This window comes from Cupriavidus respiraculi (assembly GCF_914271545.1).
GTDB classification, from domain to species: domain Bacteria; phylum Pseudomonadota; class Gammaproteobacteria; order Burkholderiales; family Burkholderiaceae; genus Cupriavidus; species Cupriavidus respiraculi.
In genome coordinates this window covers 1,385,273-1,401,209 of sequence record NZ_CAJZAH010000001.1, presented here as the reverse complement: position 1 = coordinate 1,401,209, position 15,937 = coordinate 1,385,273, and the positions used below count along the sequence as shown (strand labels likewise).

The 15,937-nt window shown below is 69.7% G+C and carries 17 protein-coding genes; 12 read left to right on the top strand and 5 right to left on the bottom strand.

The features are described from left to right. Positions 1-28 precede the first annotated feature (28 nt). Positions 29-886 carry a LysR family transcriptional regulator gene (locus LDO27_RS06245; RefSeq protein ID WP_224040395.1) on the bottom strand — a complete coding sequence of 286 codons (858 nt, stop codon included), beginning with the start codon at positions 884-886 and terminating at the stop codon, positions 29-31. 83 nt (positions 887-969) lie between these two features. Here LDO27_RS06245 and LDO27_RS06240 point away from each other — a divergent pair, with 83 nt between their 5' ends. Then, complete coding sequence (locus tag LDO27_RS06240; RefSeq protein ID WP_224040393.1) at positions 970-1,350, top strand: tautomerase family protein; 381 nt, start codon at positions 970-972, stop codon at positions 1,348-1,350. 22 nt (positions 1,351-1,372) lie between these two features. Here LDO27_RS06240 and LDO27_RS06235 read toward each other — a convergent pair whose 3' ends face one another. Next, entirely contained in the window at positions 1,373-2,068 is a 696-nt protein-coding gene (locus tag LDO27_RS06235) for a GNAT family N-acetyltransferase (RefSeq protein WP_377747270.1), read from the bottom strand. Between LDO27_RS06235 and LDO27_RS06230 the strand changes: the two genes are divergently transcribed. After that, a complete protein-coding gene (locus LDO27_RS06230) occupies positions 2,067-2,315 on the top strand; it encodes a hypothetical protein (protein WP_224040390.1) in 249 nt (82 codons plus the stop codon). The genes LDO27_RS06235 and LDO27_RS06230 overlap by 2 nt on opposite strands. Positions 2,316-2,403: 88 nt before the next feature. Here LDO27_RS06230 and LDO27_RS06225 read toward each other — a convergent pair whose 3' ends face one another. Continuing rightward, a complete protein-coding gene (locus LDO27_RS06225; RefSeq protein WP_224040388.1) occupies positions 2,404-3,420 on the bottom strand; it encodes a Bug family tripartite tricarboxylate transporter substrate binding protein in 1,017 nt (338 codons plus the stop codon). A gap of 314 nt (positions 3,421-3,734) precedes the next feature. Between LDO27_RS06225 and LDO27_RS06220 the strand changes: the two genes are divergently transcribed. Genes LDO27_RS06220 through LDO27_RS06210 form a run of 3 tightly spaced genes read left to right on the top strand, consistent with a single transcriptional unit; the run spans position 3,735 to position 6,932 of the window. After that, complete coding sequence (locus tag LDO27_RS06220) at positions 3,735-4,835, top strand: acyl-CoA dehydrogenase family protein (protein WP_377747310.1); 1,101 nt, start codon at positions 3,735-3,737, stop codon at positions 4,833-4,835. Then, on the top strand, positions 4,832-5,911 hold the full coding sequence (locus LDO27_RS06215) for an acyl-CoA dehydrogenase family protein (RefSeq protein ID WP_222204579.1): 1,080 nt from the start codon (positions 4,832-4,834) through the stop codon (positions 5,909-5,911). Before LDO27_RS06220 ends, LDO27_RS06215 begins: the two co-directional genes overlap by 4 nt. A 37-nt stretch (positions 5,912-5,948) precedes the next feature. Beyond that, positions 5,949-6,932 carry a Bug family tripartite tricarboxylate transporter substrate binding protein gene (locus tag LDO27_RS06210; RefSeq protein WP_224040384.1) on the top strand — a complete coding sequence of 328 codons (984 nt, stop codon included), beginning with the start codon at positions 5,949-5,951 and terminating at the stop codon, positions 6,930-6,932. A gap of 22 nt (positions 6,933-6,954) precedes the next feature. Here the strand turns inward: LDO27_RS06210 and LDO27_RS06205 are convergent, their stop codons facing one another. After that, the gene (locus tag LDO27_RS06205) at positions 6,955-7,929 is read right to left on the bottom strand and encodes a LysR family transcriptional regulator (RefSeq protein ID WP_222204583.1); all 975 of its coding nucleotides are present in this window, start codon (positions 7,927-7,929) and stop codon (positions 6,955-6,957) included. A 184-nt stretch (positions 7,930-8,113) separates the two neighbouring features. On the opposite strand from LDO27_RS06205, the gene LDO27_RS06200 reads away from it, so the two are divergent. Continuing rightward, positions 8,114-8,902 (top strand): enoyl-CoA hydratase/isomerase family protein, encoded by a 789-nt coding sequence (locus LDO27_RS06200; protein WP_222204585.1) that lies wholly within the window; start codon positions 8,114-8,116, stop codon positions 8,900-8,902. Positions 8,903-8,933: 31 nt separating this feature from the next. Continuing rightward, the gene (locus LDO27_RS06195) at positions 8,934-10,193 is read left to right on the top strand and encodes a CaiB/BaiF CoA transferase family protein (RefSeq protein ID WP_224040382.1); all 1,260 of its coding nucleotides are present in this window, start codon (positions 8,934-8,936) and stop codon (positions 10,191-10,193) included. Between the two features lie 30 nt (positions 10,194-10,223). Here the strand turns inward: LDO27_RS06195 and LDO27_RS06190 are convergent, their stop codons facing one another. Continuing rightward, entirely contained in the window at positions 10,224-11,294 is a 1,071-nt protein-coding gene (locus LDO27_RS06190) for a VWA domain-containing protein (protein ID WP_224040381.1), read from the bottom strand. A gap of 75 nt (positions 11,295-11,369) precedes the next feature. Between LDO27_RS06190 and LDO27_RS06185 the strand changes: the two genes are divergently transcribed. The 5 genes from LDO27_RS06185 (at position 11,370) to LDO27_RS06165 (ending at position 15,935) form a co-directional block, all read left to right on the top strand. After that, positions 11,370-12,263 carry a trypsin-like peptidase domain-containing protein gene (locus LDO27_RS06185; protein ID WP_224040379.1) on the top strand — a complete coding sequence of 298 codons (894 nt, stop codon included), beginning with the start codon at positions 11,370-11,372 and terminating at the stop codon, positions 12,261-12,263. Between the two features lie 14 nt (positions 12,264-12,277). Further along, positions 12,278-13,291 carry an AAA family ATPase gene (locus tag LDO27_RS06180; RefSeq protein ID WP_222204593.1) on the top strand — a complete coding sequence of 338 codons (1,014 nt, stop codon included), beginning with the start codon at positions 12,278-12,280 and terminating at the stop codon, positions 13,289-13,291. Then, on the top strand, positions 13,269-14,267 hold the full coding sequence (locus LDO27_RS06175) for a DUF58 domain-containing protein (protein ID WP_224040377.1): 999 nt from the start codon (positions 13,269-13,271) through the stop codon (positions 14,265-14,267). The genes LDO27_RS06180 and LDO27_RS06175 overlap by 23 nt, the downstream gene beginning before the upstream one ends. Beyond that, positions 14,264-15,319 (top strand): vWA domain-containing protein, encoded by a 1,056-nt coding sequence (locus LDO27_RS06170; RefSeq protein WP_224040375.1) that lies wholly within the window; start codon positions 14,264-14,266, stop codon positions 15,317-15,319. Before LDO27_RS06175 ends, LDO27_RS06170 begins: the two co-directional genes overlap by 4 nt. Before the next feature lie 61 nt (positions 15,320-15,380). Then, complete coding sequence (locus LDO27_RS06165) at positions 15,381-15,935, top strand: dihydrofolate reductase family protein (protein ID WP_224040373.1); 555 nt, start codon at positions 15,381-15,383, stop codon at positions 15,933-15,935. Positions 15,936-15,937 lie beyond the last annotated feature (2 nt).

Genomic DNA, 15,937 nt, shown 5'->3' with positions numbered 1-15,937 from the left:
GCGCCATGGCGTGGAGATCGCGGGTCCGTCAGTGCCGGATCGCGCTGCGGAAGGCGGCGGCGAGCGCCGCAAGCGCGTCGGCGGCACGGCCATCCTTCACCCTGGTGTGCAGCAACACCGGCAGTGCCGGCAGCTCGGGTAGCCCCAGCCTCGATCCCATGTCGACGGCGCCGAACGGCAGCATCCGGGGCGCCAATGCGGCAACGCCCAGTCCCGCCATGACGGCCGAGGCGACCGCCGCCACGCCGCCGCCGACGAACACTTCCCGCCACGGCACAGCCGCCGCGTCGAGCAGCGACCCCGCCAGCGCCCGCACGCCGCATGGCTCGGCCAGCGTGGCTAGCGGCAGCGGTTCGTCGGGCCGATGCTGCCAGCCGGGCGCGGCGAACCAGCCAAGCTGCTCCTGCGCCAGCAACTGCCCGTCGCCGCGGCCGACATGCAGGCGCGCGATCACCGTATCGAGCTCACGGCGGTCGAAGCTTTGCAGCAGGTCGCCCGACGAGCCGATGCGGATCTCGATCAGCAGTTCCGGGTCTTGCGCATTCATGCGCGCAATCAGCGCGGGAAGCTCCGGCCCCGCGACATGGTCGCTGATGCCGATGGTCAGGCGCTGCCGCGCCCCGGCAAACGCCGACAGCGCGCGATCGTGCGCTTCCAGCAGTTCGCGGGCGTGCTCGAGAAACGCCGCGCCGCGCGCGGACAGTTCCACGTAGCGGGGCGTGCGCTCCACCAGCCGGAAGCCCAGCCTGTCCTCCAGCCGCTTCAGCTTCAGGCTCATCGCGGCCTGCGTCGTACGCATGGCGCTGGCCGCATGCGTAAAGCTGCCCAGCTCGGCAATCCGAACGAACGCCTTGACGGCATCGAGGTCGAGCGGACGGTCTGCCATATCAAACCCTTATCACTGAAATAAATGGGGATAACGCAGAAGAATAGCTAGGATAAAGCGGGTCAACAAGGAGGAACACCACGATGCCACTCGTACATATCTCGCTGCGCTCCGGAAAACCGGCTGCCTACAGGCAGGCCATCTTCGATGGCATCTACCAGGCGATGCGCGAGACGTTCAACGTGCCGGAAGACGACCAGTTCATGGTCATGACGGAACATGACGCCGCGAACTTCCGCTATGGAGCGTCCTATCTCGATGTCGCGCGCAGCGACGAGCTCGTATTCATCCAGATCACCGCGAACAATACCCGCACGATCGAACAGAAGAAGGCGCTGTTCCGGCGGACTGCCGAACGGCTCGGCGAGGCGCCGGGTGTCCGGCCGGAGGACGTGTTCATCAACCTGGTGGAAGTCGCCAGGGAGAACTGGTCCCTGGGGCATGGGGTGGCGCAATACGCCTGAGATCCGTGGGCAAACCCGGCGGTCAACGTGGCCGCCAGCCCTGCTTTTTGATTCGATAGAGAACGTGCCGGCGCAGCGCATGCCCCTCCGGTACGGCTGGATGATCGAAGTCCTCGTCGGCATCGTGCAGCATGCCAAGACGTTCCATTACCGCGCGCGACGGCAGGTTGGAAGTAGCCGTGAATGCCACGACCTCCGGCACCTTCAGCGTATGGAAGGCGTGGTCCAGTGCCGCCGTCGCGGCCTCGGTCGCATAGCCGCAGCCCCAGAACGGCGCGGCGAGGCGCCAGCCGATCTCCATGCACGGCGTGAAATGCGCCTCGAAGGCGGGGATCGACAGCCCGACGAAGCCGGCGAAGTCCGCCACGCCGGGAATTTCCACGGCCCAGAAGCCGAACGGATGCTCCTGCATTCTTGCCCGGATGCGCGCGGCCAAGGCATCGCTGTCCTGGCGGCTTAGCGTGGCCGGAAAAAACTGCATCACGCGCGAGTCGGCGTTCATGCTCGCGAAGGCGGGCAGGTCGCTTTCCCGCCAGGGGCGCAGGATCAGTCGCGAGCTGGTGAGCGTGGGAGCGGACATGGCGGCGGGCGCGGTGCGGCTGCATGGAGGAAGCGCTTTATACCGCAGTTCGCGCGCCGCGGGAACCAAGGAAACGGATGGGAACGGAACTTGCACCGTTGCTCGTCTGCCTGCGGCCAACGATGCGGAGACGACCATGAGCGATACCCCCAACACCACCAAACCCGGCTCGGAGAAGCTCGGACCGGACGGCCAGCCGGTGCCGGCCCTGGGTCCACGCGACGAAGAGATGAACGGCGCAGGCGCCGCCGCCCGCCCGTCCGACCGCCGGCCGGCGCGGCCGGGCGACACCCCCGCCGATACCACCATGACCGCGGACTCGGACACCGGCCCCATGATTTCCGAGCGCCCGATGCCGGCGCAAAGCGATCGCGAACGGCGGTGAAGGGCCCCAGACTTTTCAAGCGCGATGGTTTTCTCCCCTCTCCCGCTGGCGCGGAGGGGAGCAAAACAGCGACCGGCTGACGCAAACCCTACTGCAACGCAATCCCCGCCCGCGAGGCGAGCTGTTTCCAGCGCTGGATTTCCTCCTGCTGGTACTGGCGCATCTCCGCGGGGCTCGACATGATGACCGTGGTCGACTGCCGCTTGTAGTAGTCCTTCAGTTCCTGCGTTTCCGCCGCCTGATGGAACAGCGCGGACCAGCGCTTGACCACCTCCGGCGGCGTCCTGGCGGAAACCGCCGCGGCCACCCAGTTGTAGGCGAGGAACTGCGGGATGCCCGCTTCCGTCGCGTTCGGTACGTCGGGCAGCAGCGGCGTGCGCTGCGGCGCCGTGAACGCGAGCGCGCGCAGCTTGCCGCTTCTGACCAGCTCGATCGCGCCGCTGGCATCGACCACCGCGAAGTCCACCGTGCCGGACAGGGTCACATTGATGGCATCGCCGGCGCCCTTGTAATTGATGCCGGTGGTGCGCATGCCCGTCATGTCGTTGAGCCATTCCGAGTACAGCGTGTACGACATCGAGCCGCTGGCGTAGTTGAGCGCGCCCGGCCGCTTCTTCGCGTCGGCCACCAGATCGTCGACGGAGCGATACGGTGAATTGGGCGGCACGATGATCAGGCACGGGCCGCGCGTGAGCAGGCTGATCGGTGCGAAGTCGGTCAGCGGATCGTAGGGCAGCTTGCGGAAGGTGGCCGCGTTGGTCGACAGCGTGGAATTGCTGCCGATGAAGACGGTGTAGCCGTCCGCCGGCGCGTTGAGCGCGGTCTGCACGCCGATAAAGCCGTTGCCGCCCGGCTTGTTCTCCACGGTGACCGGCTGGCCCGTGATATCGCCGATCTTCTTGGCGAAGATGCGTGCGCTGGTGTCGGTGCCGCTGCCCGGCGGGAACGGCACGATGAACTTCACCGGGCGCGCCGGAAAGCCGGCCGTGTCGCCTTGCGCGAATGCCCGCGGCGCCGCGAACGCCGCCGGCAGGGCGGCCGCCATTGCCATCAGCCGGCGGCGCTTGGGCGAGGCAGGCGTTGTCGATTCGATCGTGGTGGTCACTTTGTCTCCTGCGCGGCGGTTTGTCCGCCGTCGATTGCCTGGGAGAACAGCCTAACGGCCCGCGCGCCGCCGAGGCAATTCTGGGTCCGGCATATCGTTTATGCGCGCCCCGGTATGCGCCGACGAACGCCGTCCGCGCCTGCCCGCAACGAATTTCCGATATGCCGGCCGTGCCATAGGCGAGGCCGGGCCCGCTCGATAAGCTGCCCGTGACCTTGCAGACAAGCACACAAGCACAAAAGCACACAAGCACAGGAGACAGCGTGGATACAGCCGCCAGGATTGCGATCCGGCCCGCCGAGCCTGACGGGCCGATGGCGCCACTGCGCGCCGAGGTGCGGGCATTCCTTGCCCGCGTGATGCCGGACCGGCCGCGCCGCGAGCGCGCCAAGAGCTGGGGCGGGCACGATCCCGAATTCAGCCTCGCGCTCGGGGCGCAGGGCTGGATCGGCATGACATGGCCGCGCGAGTACGGCGGGCAGGAGCGCTCGATGCTCGAGCGCTACGTGGTGCTCGAGGAACTGCTGGCCGCCGGTGCGCCGGTGGGCGGGCACTGGGTGGCGGAGCGCCAGAGCGGGCCGCTGCTGATGCGCTATGGCGATCCGTCGGTGGCGCGCGAGGTGGTGCCTCGCATTGCGCGCGGCGAGCTGCGCTTCTGCATCGGCATGAGCGAGCCGGACTCGGGCTCGGACCTCGCCTCGATCCGCACCCGCGCCGACCGCGTGGACGGCGGCTGGGTAGTCAACGGCACCAAGCTGTGGACCTCGAACGCGCACCGCTCCCACTACATGATCGCCCTGGTGCGCACCGACCGCGCAGCGGACGACAAGCACAAGGGCCTGTCGCAGTTCCTGATCGACATGCGATCCGAGGGCCTGCAGGTCAGGCCCATCCGCAGCCTGGCGGGCGAGGACAGCTTCAACGAAGTGGTGTTCGAGAACGTGTTCGTGCCCGAGCGCATGCTGATCGGCGCGCAAGGGCAGGGCTGGGCGCAGGTCACCGCGGAGCTGACCTTCGAGCGCAGCGGTCCCGAGCGCTATCTGAGCAGCTACGCGCTGCTGCCCGAAATGATCGACCACGCCGACGCGGCCGACGCGCGCCATGCGGTCGAACTCGGCATGCTGGTGGCGGAGCTGAGCAACCTGCGGCAGATGTCGCGCGGCATCGCCGCGATGCTCCACCGTGGCGACAACCCGCAGGTGGCGGCGGCCAACGTCAAGGACATGGGCGCGTTGTTCGAGCAGCGCATTCCCGAGGTCGCGCACCAGCTGTTCGGCCACGAACTGCGGCGCGACGGCTCGCCGTTCGTCGCCACGCATCACTATCTGACGCAGGTCGTGCCGTCGTTCTCGCTGCGTGGCGGCACGCGCGAAATCCTGCGGGGCATCATCGCCAAGGGGCTGGGGGTCCGATGAACGAACTGGAACGCATGCTGGCCGAGAGCGCGGAGCGGCTCTTCGGCAATGAAGTCACACCGACCCGCATCGACGCGCTGGAGAACGGCATGTGGCCGGCCCAGCTGTGGGAGCGGGTGGAGGACAGCGGGCTCACCCGCGTGTTCGCGGCGGAAGCCGACGGCGGCGCACAGGCAAGCTGGGAAGAGGCGTTGCCGGTGCTGCTGGCCGCGGCGCGCGCACCGCTCCCGTTTGCCGATACCGCCGTCGCGGGGTGGCTGCTGGCGCGGCTCGGACTGCCGATGCCGGCCGGTCCCCTCGGCATCGCGGATCTGGCCCGGCCGCCGGCGGCAACGCTGCAAGGCGGGGCGTGGCGGTTGGCCGAATCCGTCGACGTGCCGTGGGGCCGCTATGTCGGTCATGTGCTGGTGCGGGCCGTCGACACCGACGCGGCGGCCCGCCAGGGCGCGCCCGGCGCGCCGGTGTGGTTGCTGGCTCCCGTCGAGGGCGGTGCGGTGCAGACCGGCGCCAATCTGGCCAACGAGCCGCGCGACCGTCTCACGTTCGGGCCGGTCCCCGCCACCGCCGCCGCGCCTGGCGACCCAGCGGGCCTGCCCGGCCCTGCCGCCACCCTCGGGGCGCTGATGCGCGCCATCGCCATCGCGGGCGTGCTGCAACACGTGCTGAACCAGACCGTGCAGTACGCCAACGAGCGCACGCAGTTCGGGCGTCCGATCGGCAAATTCCAGGCGGTCCAGCAGCAGCTGGCGGTGCTGGCCAACGAGACCGTGGCGGCGCGGATGGCGGTGGCCACCGCCTGCGCTCGCGCAGGCCAGCCGGACTGGGCGTGGCAGGCGATGGTGGCCAAGGTCGTCTGCGGCCAGGCGGCGGGTCGCGCGGCGTCGATCGCGCACCAGGTCCACGGCGCCATCGGCTTCACGCACGAGCATTCGCTGCACCAGTCCACCCGCCGGCTGTGGGCGTGGCGCGCCGAATACGGCAGCGAGGCCCACTGGGCCGGCGAGATCGGCCGCCGCGCGATCCGCCGCGGGGGCGACGCCCTGTGGACCGATCTGACCGCCACCGTTGGAGACTGAACGACGGCCGACCATGCCACCTTCATCCGGAGACAACATGATTCGCAAGCAACGCCTGCTGGCCGGCCTGATCGCCGCGGCCGGCATCGCCCTCGCAGCCTCCGCCCGCGCCGGCGAAAGCGCGCGGGACTTCCCTTCGCGCCCCCTGCGCATCGTCGTGCCGTTCACGCCCGGCAGCGGCTCGGACAACTCGGCCCGCTACTACGGCGAGGCGCTGGCGCGCGAACTGGGCCAGCCCGTCGTCGTGGAGAACAAGCCTGGCGCCAACGGCGTGATCGGCATCCAGGCCGTCAACAGCGCGCCGGCGGACGGCTACACCATCCTGCTCGCCAGCAATTCGCCGATCTCGGTCAATCCCATCGTCACGAAGAACCTGCCCTACGATCCGCTGACGGATCTGCGGCCCATCTCGGGATTGAGCCGTAACATGAACGTGTTTCTGGTACCGCTCGATTCGCCGCTCAAGAGCGTCGGCGATCTCGCCGCCGCGGCAAAGCGGCAGGACCGTGCGCTGAACATCGGCACCTATTCGGCCGGCTACCAGCTCGCCGCGGCCTGGTTCGGCACGCTTGCCGGCATCCGCTTCAACAATATTCCGTACAAGGGGCAGGCGCAGATCATGACCGACATCCTCGGCAAGCAGCTCGATCTGGCGCTGGTGGATACCGGCGGCGCGCTGCCCCTGCTGCGGCAGGGCAAGCTGCGCGCGCTCGCGGTATCGGGCGAGCAGCGCCATCCCGAACTGCCCGACGTGCCGACGGTGCGCGAGAGCGGTTATGCCGACTTCGTGCAGTACAGCTGGGTGTCGTTCTATGTGCGCGCGCAGACTCCCGACGATATCGTGGCCAGGCTCGCCTCCACCATGCAGGCCATCCTCAAGCGGCCGGAGTCGGCGGCCTACCTGGCCAAGGCCGGATCGAGCCTGATGCCCTACGATCCCGACGCGATGCGCCGCTTCCAGGAGGCGGAGACCGCGCGCTTCAGGAAGGTGGCGCAGGCCACCGGCATCCGCGCGGAGTAGGCCCGTGCGAGACGCCCGTTCCTTACGCGGCCAGCCGCGCTGCCGACTGTGTGAGCAGCGTGCGCAGCACCGACACGAAGGGGTGCGTGTGCACGTTGTTGTGCCAGCACAGATGCACGGGCATCGACAGCAGCGGACTTTCCACCGGGCAGAAGCGCACGCCGGGATGGCGGCACAGCAGCGGCGCGAGATAGCCGGGCACCATGGCATAGAGGTTGGTGCCGGCCACCGCGTCGGCCACGGCGAGATAGCTGGTGAGCGTGCCGACGATGGCGCGCTGGCAGCCGTGGTCGGCGAAGTAGCGGTCGATCAGCCGGGTCACCAGGCCGAATTGCGAGATGTCGAGGCAGGGCAGCGGGGCGAGCTGCTGCGGCGTGGGCCGTGCGCCGATGTCGGGATGGTCCGCCGCGCACAGCAGCCCGAACTGCGCGTTGAACAGCGGCTCCGAGCGCAGCGACTCGTGCGCGACCGGGTGGAAGGCCACCATCACGTCGATGGCGCCGCTGGCCAGCGCGCCCACGCCGCTGGGCATGGGCACCGGCTGCATCCGCACGCGGGCGCGCGGCGCGGTGTCGCGCAGGCGGAGCAGGAAGTCGGGGGCGATCACCGCCTGCAGCGAGTCGTTGATGCCGATCGCGTAGGAGCCGGTTTCCAGCGCGGGGTCGTAGCGCGCGGCCTGGTTGTAGATCTCCTCGATCTGCCGCAGCACCGTTTCCAGCACGGGCCGCAGTTCCTGCGCGCGGCGCGTGGGCAGCATCTTCAGCGCGCTCTTGATCAGCAGCGGATCGCCCAGTTCATCGCGCAGGCGCTCGAGCATGCGGCTGGTGGAAGGCTGGGTGCTGTCCAGGCGCTTGGCGGCATCGCTCACGCTCTGGCTCTCCAGCAGCGCCGCCAGCACCACCAGCAGGTTCAGGTCCCGCTTGCGCAGGTCCGCCAGCGGCAGGCGCCGGCTGGCCTGCGCGTTGTCCGCGTCGGGCGCGTTGTCTCCTCGCTCCATCGATGTCCTTTGTCTGTCGTTGGTCCGCACGCCGATGCCTTGCCGGGCAAGGCGTCGTGGTCCGGTGGACACGCGGCCGATTATATCGGCATCGAAATAACCCGTTATTCGCATCGCGGCACGCACGCGTCTGCCCGCCGGGTGGGCCGCGCCGCGTGACCGCTCACCTCAAGGACTTCCGACCATGAACAGCCAAGCCGTCCACCCCGCCTCCAACGATGTGGTGCAGGTCAGCACCGACGGCCACGTGGCCCAGGTCACGCTGCGCCGGCCGCCGCACAACTACGTCGATCCGCCGACCATGGAGCGGCTGGCCGATGCCTTCGACGCGCTGGACCGCGATGCCGCCTGCCGCGCCATCGTGCTCGCCACCGAAGGCAAGTCCTTCTGCGCGGGCGCCAACTTCGGCGCCGAGGACGGCTCGGTGCAGCGCGATCCCGGCCCGTTCTACCAGCACGCGATGCGGCTGTTCCGCACGGGCAAGCCCATCGTGGCGGCGGTGCATGGCGCGGCCGTGGGCGCCGGTGTCGGCCTCGCGCTGGTGGCCGACTTCCGGGTGACCAGCCGCGACGCGCGCTTCAGCGTCAATTTCAACCGGCTGGGCTTTCATCCGGGGTTTGGCCTGAGCCTGACCTTGCCGCGCCTGATCGGCGAGCAGCAGGCGGCGCTGCTGTTCTACACGGGCCGCCGCATCGACGGCACGCGTGCGGTGGAGCTGGGGCTGGCCGACGTGCTCGTCGAACCCGGCGAGGAACTGGCGCAGGCCTGGGCGCTGGCGCAGGACATCGCGGTGTCCGCCCCGCTGGCCGTGCAGAGCACCCGCGCCACCCTGCGGCAGGGGCTGGCCGACCGCATCGAGGCCATCAACCGGCAGGAGCTGGCGGCGCAGCTGACCCAGTTCCCCACCGAGGACTTCAAGGAAGGCGTGGCCGCGATGGCCGAGCGCCGCCTGCCGCGTTTCGTTGGCCGCTGAGGGAGCCGGAATGGAAAGCCACAATCGGCACATGGGACCCGCTCAGGGCGATGGCGAGGACGTCGAAGCCGCCGGTATCCGTCCGGCCGCGCCGGCGGGCACCGGGCCCTTGCACGGTGTGCGCGTGATCGACCTGTCCTCGGTGGTGCTGGGCCCCATGGCGACGCAGCTGCTCGCCGACTTCGGCGCCGACGTCATCAAGGTCGAGGCGCCGGAAGGCGACCTGATGCGCGCCAACGGGGTCGTGCACCACCCGGGCATGAGTTCGATCTTTCTCGCCCTGAACCGCAACAAGCGCTCCATCGTGCTGGACCTGAAGACCGCGGCCGGGCTGGAGGCGGTCTGCCGGCTGATCGCCACCGCGGACGTGGTCGTGCACAACATGCGCGTGGGCGCGATCGAGCGCCTGGGGCTGGGCTACGAGGCGGTGGCGGCGATCAAACCGGACATCGTCTACTGCGCGGCGACCGGCTTCGGGCAGGACGGGCCCGATCGCGACAAGCCGGCGTTCGACGACATCATCCAGGCGGCCTGCGGCTTCGTCGGCGCCGCCTCGGTGAACCGCGACGAGCCCGACTACATGCCGAGCCTGATCGCCGACAAGACCACCGGCCTGGCCGTGGCCAACGCGGTGCTGGCCGCGCTGTTCCATCGCGAGCGGCACGGCCGCGGCCAGTACGTCGAGGTGCCCATGCTGGAGACGATGGCGGCTTTCGTGCTGACCGAGCACATGGGCGGCATGACGTTCCCGGCCAACCCCGGCAAGGCCGGCTACGCGCGGCTGCTGCAGGGCGGGCGCAAGCCGGTGCGCACGGCCGACGGGTGGATGAGCCTGCTGCCCTATACCGAACGCCATTGGCAGGCGTTCTTCGCCGAGGCCGGGCAGCCGGAGCTGGCGCACCGGTACAACATCGCCAGCCGGCACGAGCGCAACGCCAATATCCAGGCGCTGTACGGGCATCTGCGCGAGCTTGCGCCGGAGCGCACCACGGCCCAATGGATGGCGTTGTGCGAGCGGGTGGACATTCCGGCCACGCCCATCTACGGCCTGGACGACCTCCCGGCGCATCCGCACCTGCGCGAGGTGGCGCTGTTCGAGGAATCGTGCCATCCCGTGGTGGGGCCGATCCGGCAGATCCGGCCCACGGCCCGCTTCGCGGCGACCCCGACCGGCATCCGGCGGCCCGCGCCGGCCCTGGGCGCGGACACCGAGGCCGTGTTGCGCGAAGCCGGGTTCAGCAGTCTGGAGGTGATCGAACTGATGGGGCCGCGTCGCGCCGACAGCCAGTAAAGGTCGCCGGGAGCTACGGCGCTGCCGCGGTCAGCGGCGGAACCACAGCATCGACAGCGCGCCGGCCAGCACCAGCAGCACCACAGCCGCCGCCGCCAGCAGGGCGCCCACCTCGGTCTCCCTGCGCTCCAGCGCAAAGCGGGCGCTGAGCTGGCGATAGACCTGGCTCAGGTCGGCGGCCGAGCCCGCCTGAAAATACTCGCCGCCGGTCATCGTCGCCACCATGCGCAGCGAAGGTTCATCGAGCTGCATGTAGTAGGACAGCGCCGGCTCGCCGGACGTCCCGCCATGTGGCGAGCCGAAGCCCACGGTATAGACGCGCACGCCGCGCTGCGACGCCATGCGGGCCGCCTCGGCCGGATCGGGCCCGGTGGTGCGCCGGCCGTCGCTGAGCAGGATCACCGCCCCATGCCGGTAGGAGCCGGGCTGCGCGGCCGGGGGCGGCGGCTCGCGCTTGCGGGCCGCATCGGCCGCGGTGGCCTCGTCCAGCGGCACGGCGCGCCGTCCGGCGCCGGCCGCAGCCGCCGCGCCTTCGAACAGGATCGTTTCGAGGTCGATTCCGTCGTCGGGAAACAGCACGGCGAGCGCCTGGATCAGGCCGCTGCCGGTGGCGGTGCCGCGCTGGAGCTGGAAGCGGTCGATCGCCTCGAGCATGTCGTGGCGGTTGCTGGTGGGCGTAAGGACCACGGTGGCGGTCGCGGCGAACGACACGATGCCCAATTGCACATTGGCCGGCAGACCCACGATCAGTTCGCGCGCGGCCTGCTGCGCCGCGCTCATCCGCGTCGGCGCCACGTCGCTCGCCTCCATGCTGCGCGAGACATCCATGGCCAGCACCAGCGTGACGGTATCTGCCGGCAGCGTGACATTGGCGGTGGGACGCGCGCATGCCAGCAGCGCCGCGGCCAGCGCGAGGAAGAACAGCACGGGAGGAATGTGGCGTCGCAGCCGCTGGCCCGGGCCGAGGGCCGCGCGCGGCAACGCAAGACTCGCGTACAGAAGGGCAACTTTCTTGCGCCGCGCGATCAGATACAGGTACAAGGCCGCGAGCACGGGAAGTGCCAGCAGCAGCCAAAGCATGTGCGGCCAGAGAAACTGCATGCCCTGCTCCTTGGCGCGTGGTTAAGAAGGATGGTACTGTTTTTTTAAAGGCGGGACCGGACCACGGGAGCTGCGATGAAGCGAGTGACGATTTATGGATGCGTCTCGGTAGCCATCGTGCTTGTTTTCGCGGCGGGCGTCGGGTCGGCCTGGCTGCTGCAGCCCAAGCCGCGTGTGCTCAAGCAGGCGGATATCGACGCCGCGGTGCTGCATACGTTGCAGACCAAGAGCCTCCCGTCGCGCACCGCGCGGGCCGCCGAGGCGGTACGCCAGTCGGTCGTCGCCATCCGCAGCTTCCCGGCGGCAAAGCCAGTGGAAGCTGCCTCCTCGCCGCCGGCCAAGCCCGGCACCCGGGCGAAGCGTCCCGAATCCTCCCCGTCCACCAGGCCGAGCGATCAGGCTACGGTCAAACCGCCCGCCAGCGAGCCGGAGATCCGTCACATCGGATCCGGCGTGGTGGTCACCGAAAGCGGCATCATCATCACAAACCATCACGTCGTCGCCGATGCCGCACGCCTGGAGATCAGCTTCCACGATGGCCACACCGCCGAGGCCGTGGTGCTGCAGGCGCTCCCCGAAAAAGACCTGGCGATCCTTCAGGCCAAGTCCATGCCCGACGACCTGCCCCCCGCCACGCTCGGATCGAGCCGCGAACTGGCGCCGGGCTCCGAAGTCGTCGCCGTGGGCTTTCCGTTCGGCATCGGTCCGTCGGTGTCCGCCGGCGTGGTGTCCGGGCTGGACCGCGAGTTCATTTCCCCCGACAACAAGGAGCACCTGGACAAGCTGATCCAGTTCGACGCCGCGGCCAACCCGGGCAACTCCGGCGGACCGCTGGTGAACATGAACGGCGAGGTGGTGGGCATCGTCACCGCCATCCTCAACCCCAACAAGAGCGGCACCTTCCTTGGCATCGGTTTTGCCATCACCATCGAAAGCGCAGGCGGCTCCGTCGGCGCTTCGCCTTTCTAGGACGCGAACGACCCATGAACGACCAGACCAGAAGCGCGCCGGACAGCGCCGACCTGATGGAACGCCTGCTGTACGAGGTGAAGCGCGTGGTGGTGGGCCAGGACCACTTTCTCGAACGGGTGCTGGTGGCCATCCTGGCCGGAGGACACCTGCTGGTGGAGGGCGTGCCGGGCCTGGCCAAGACGCTGACCGTCAATACGCTCGCGCGCACCATGAGCGGCACGTTCAAGCGCATCCAGTTCACGCCCGACCTGCTGCCCGCGGACCTGATCGGCACGCGCATGTACCACCAGGGCACGGGGGAGTTCTCCACGGTGCGCGGCCCGGTCTTCGCCAACCTGCTGCTGGCCGACGAGATCAACCGCGCCCCGGCCAAGGTGCAGAGCGCCTTGCTCGAGGTCATGCAGGAGAAGCAGGTCACGATCGCCGGCGAAAGCCATCGCGTGCCGGCGCCGTTCCTGGTGATGGCGACGCAGAACCCGATCGAGACGGAGGGCACCTACCCGCTGCCGGAGGCGCAGGTGGACCGCTTCATGATGAAGGTGCTGGTGGGCTATCCCAGCGAGGAAGAGGAGGTCGTGATCGTCAACCGCGTGACCGGTCCGCGCATCAGCGTGGCCCCGATCGCCACGCCCGAGCACCTGGTCGCGCTGCAGGAGGAATGCCGCAAGGTGTACGTCGACCCGGGCCTGATCCAGTACGCGGTGCGCGTGGTGGCCGCCAGCCGCAAGCCCGGGGCCTACGACCTGGCCGACCTGGACCGCTACGTGTCCTTCGGCGCCAGCCCCCGCGCGACCATCGGGCTGATCGAGGGCGCACGGGCGTTGGCGTTCCTGCGCGGCCGGCACTACGCGCTGCCGGAAGACGTCATCGACCTGGTGCCCGATGTGCTGCGCCACCGCCTGGCGCTGTCCTACGAGGCCATTTCCGACGGCATCACCGCGGACCAGCTGATCACGCGCATCCTCGCGGCCCTGCCGGTGCCCGAACGTCCCATGGAGGCCCATGTTCGCGCGGCTGCTCGGTAGGCGCCGGCGCGCGCCGGACGCACCCGCCGCCGACGGCGCGCCCGCCGCCGCACGGCCGGGGGGCGTCGTTCCCGACCAGACCGACGCGCTGTTGCGCCGGCTGGAGTGGACCGTGGTGCGCCGTCTCGACGGCATGCTGCAGGGCGACTACCGCACGCTGTTCCGCGGCTTCGGACTCGATCTGGCCGACCTGCGCGAATACCACCCGGGCGACGACGTGCGGCATATCGACTGGAACGTGACCGCGCGGCTGCAGACGCCGCACGTGCGCGAGTTCCAGGAGGACCGCGAGGTGGCCGTGTGGTTTCTGCTGGACCTGAGCGGCTCGATCGACTTCGGCTCCGGCCAGGTGCGCAAGCGGGACCTGCTGAGCGACTTCACCACCGTGATGGCGCTGCTGCTGACGCGCTATGGCAACCGCGTGGGCGCGGTGCTCTACGGCGGGGCCCAGGACGCGGGGCCGCTCGTGGTGCCGGCGCGCTCCGGGCGCCGCCAGCTGCTGCACCTGCTCGCGCGCATGCGCTCCACGCCGGCCGCCTCGCCCGGCGATACCCGGCTGCGCGACCTGCTCGAGCGCGCCCGCGCCGCCGCGAAACGGCGCTCGGTCGTGTTCGTCGTCTCCGACTTCATCAGCGCGCCCGGCTGGCAGGCGTCGCTGGGTTTGCTGGCGCGCCGGCATGAAGTCGTCGCCGTGCGGCTGGTCGATCCGCTGGAGGTGGACATGCCCGATCTCGGGCTGGTGGTGCTGCAGGATGCCGAAACCGGAGAGCAGATGTTCGTCGATACGCACGACCCCGCCTTCAGGAAGCGTTTCGCCGCGGCGGCGCAGGCGCGCGAGGAGGAACTGCGCCTTGCCTTCGTGCGCGCCGGCGTGGAATGCCTGACGCTGTCCACGTATGCCCGTCTGGACCTGGCGCTGTTGCACTTCGCGCGCCAGCGCCGCCGGCAGCAGGGCGCCGCCAAGGGGGCAGCATGATCGACGCCTTCAGCCGCCTGCCTGTCTTCAGCTTCCTGTGGCCGCGGATGCTGTGGCTGCTGGCGCTGGTGCTGCTGCTGGCCGCCGCCTACTTCTGGCTGGACGGGCGGCGGCGCGCGACGGTGGACCATCCCGCGCTCAAGACCATCGGCCTCGCGATGCGGGGGAACGGGGGCTGGCGGCGGCATGTGTCTCCCTTGCTGACGCTGCTGGGCCTGACGGCGCTGATCTTCGCCATCGCCCGACCCCACGCCGTGCTGACGCTGCCCTCGCGCATCGAGACCGTGATGCTGGTCGTCGACCTGTCCGGCAGCATGCGCGCGCAGGACGTCAAGCCCAGCCGCATCCGCGCGGCGCAGCAGGCGGCCAAGGTCCTGCTGCAGGCCCAGCCGTCGGGCGTGCGCGTGGGCGTGGTGGCGATGGCGGGCACCGCCGCGGTGGCGCAGGCGCCCAGCCGGCGCAAGGACGACGTGGCCGCGGCCATCGACCGGCTGCAGCCGCAGGGCGGCACCGCGCTGGGCAATGGCCTGCTGATTGCGCTGACGACCCTGTTGCCGCAGACGATTCCCGAAGCCGAGCGGCTGCTGAACGACGACGCCTCGCCGCCGAAGAGACCGCCGGCCGCGGCCAGCGGCGAACCGGTCGCGCCCGGCTCCTATGCCGCCGGTGCGATCGTGCTGTTCTCCGATGGCGAGAGCAATGCCGGGCCCGCGGCGTTGCAGGCCGCGCAGCTTGCCGCCACGCATGGGGTGCGCATCTACACCGTAGGGGTGGGCACGACCGAGGGCGTGGTGCTGACGGCCGACGGCTGGTCGGCGCGCGTCAAGCTCGACGAGCAGGTACTGAAGCAGGTCGCCGACGCGACCGCGGCGGACTACTTCCGCCTGGAGGAAGCCGGACAACTGAAGCGGGTGTACCAGACGCTCAACGCCCGTCTGACGCTGGACAAGCGCGACCAGGTCGAGCTCACCGCCTTCTTCGCGGCGCTCGGCGCGCTGCTGGCCGGCTGCGCGGGGCTGCTGTCGCTGTGGTGGTTCGGAAGGGTGATGTAGCGCGGGGCGGCCGGCAGTACCATGGCGGTCTTCATCACTTTCCCGGGAGCCGCACACTGCCATGAAAACCCAATACTTCACCGCGACCAGCCTGGACGGCTTCATTGCCACGGAGGACGATTCGCTCGAATGGCTGTTCCCGCTCGGCAACATCAATGAGTCGAGCTATCCCGCGTTCATCGCCGAAGTCGGCGCGCTGGCGATGGGCTCGTCCACCTACGAATGGATGCTGCGCCACGCCGACACCGTCGCCGCCGAGACGGGCTCGCCGTGGCCCTATACGCAGCCGGCGTGGGTCTTCACCAGCAGAAAACTGCCGCTCGTCGAGCGGGCCGATATCCGCTTCGTCAATGGCGATGTGCGCGACGCCCACGCACAGATGCGGGCGGCGGCGGGCGGCAAGAACGTCTGGATCGTTGGGGGCGGGGATCTCGCCGGCCAGTTCTTCGATGCGGGTTTGCTCGATGAACTGATCCTGCAGGTGGGATCGGTGACGCTGGGCCGCGGCAAGCCGCTGTTCCCGCGCCGGGTGCTCAGCCCGGTGCTGCAGCTGACGTCGGTCCGCCAGATGGGCGGCGGCATGTGCGAGCTGCGCTATGACGTCCAGCGCGGCTAGAC

Excerpts from the sequence above, each read along its gene's own strand:
- LDO27_RS06245 (WP_224040395.1), bottom strand. The coding sequence starts at position 886 with ATGGCAGACCGTCCGCTCGACCTCGATGCCGTCAAGGCGTTCGTTCGG.
- LDO27_RS06240 (WP_224040393.1), top strand. The coding sequence starts at position 970 with ATGCCACTCGTACATATCTCGCTGCGCTCCGGAAAACCGGCTGCCTAC.
- LDO27_RS06230 (WP_224040390.1), top strand. The coding sequence starts at position 2,067 with ATGAGCGATACCCCCAACACCACCAAACCCGGCTCGGAGAAGCTCGGA.
- LDO27_RS06235 (WP_377747270.1), bottom strand. The coding sequence starts at position 2,068 with ATGGTCGTCTCCGCATCGTTGGCCGCAGGCAGACGAGCAACGGTGCAA.
- LDO27_RS06220 (WP_377747310.1), top strand. The coding sequence starts at position 3,735 with ATGGCGCCACTGCGCGCCGAGGTGCGGGCATTCCTTGCCCGCGTGATG.
- LDO27_RS06215 (WP_222204579.1), top strand. The coding sequence starts at position 4,832 with ATGAACGAACTGGAACGCATGCTGGCCGAGAGCGCGGAGCGGCTCTTC.
- LDO27_RS06210 (WP_224040384.1), top strand. The coding sequence starts at position 5,949 with ATGATTCGCAAGCAACGCCTGCTGGCCGGCCTGATCGCCGCGGCCGGC.
- LDO27_RS06205 (WP_222204583.1), bottom strand. The coding sequence starts at position 7,929 with ATGGAGCGAGGAGACAACGCGCCCGACGCGGACAACGCGCAGGCCAGC.
- LDO27_RS06200 (WP_222204585.1), top strand. The coding sequence starts at position 8,114 with ATGAACAGCCAAGCCGTCCACCCCGCCTCCAACGATGTGGTGCAGGTC.
- LDO27_RS06195 (WP_224040382.1), top strand. The coding sequence starts at position 8,934 with ATGGGACCCGCTCAGGGCGATGGCGAGGACGTCGAAGCCGCCGGTATC.
- LDO27_RS06190 (WP_224040381.1), bottom strand. The coding sequence starts at position 11,294 with ATGCAGTTTCTCTGGCCGCACATGCTTTGGCTGCTGCTGGCACTTCCC.
- LDO27_RS06185 (WP_224040379.1), top strand. The coding sequence starts at position 11,370 with ATGAAGCGAGTGACGATTTATGGATGCGTCTCGGTAGCCATCGTGCTT.
- LDO27_RS06180 (WP_222204593.1), top strand. The coding sequence starts at position 12,278 with ATGAACGACCAGACCAGAAGCGCGCCGGACAGCGCCGACCTGATGGAA.
- LDO27_RS06175 (WP_224040377.1), top strand. The coding sequence starts at position 13,269 with ATGTTCGCGCGGCTGCTCGGTAGGCGCCGGCGCGCGCCGGACGCACCC.
- LDO27_RS06170 (WP_224040375.1), top strand. The coding sequence starts at position 14,264 with ATGATCGACGCCTTCAGCCGCCTGCCTGTCTTCAGCTTCCTGTGGCCG.
- LDO27_RS06165 (WP_224040373.1), top strand. The coding sequence starts at position 15,381 with ATGAAAACCCAATACTTCACCGCGACCAGCCTGGACGGCTTCATTGCC.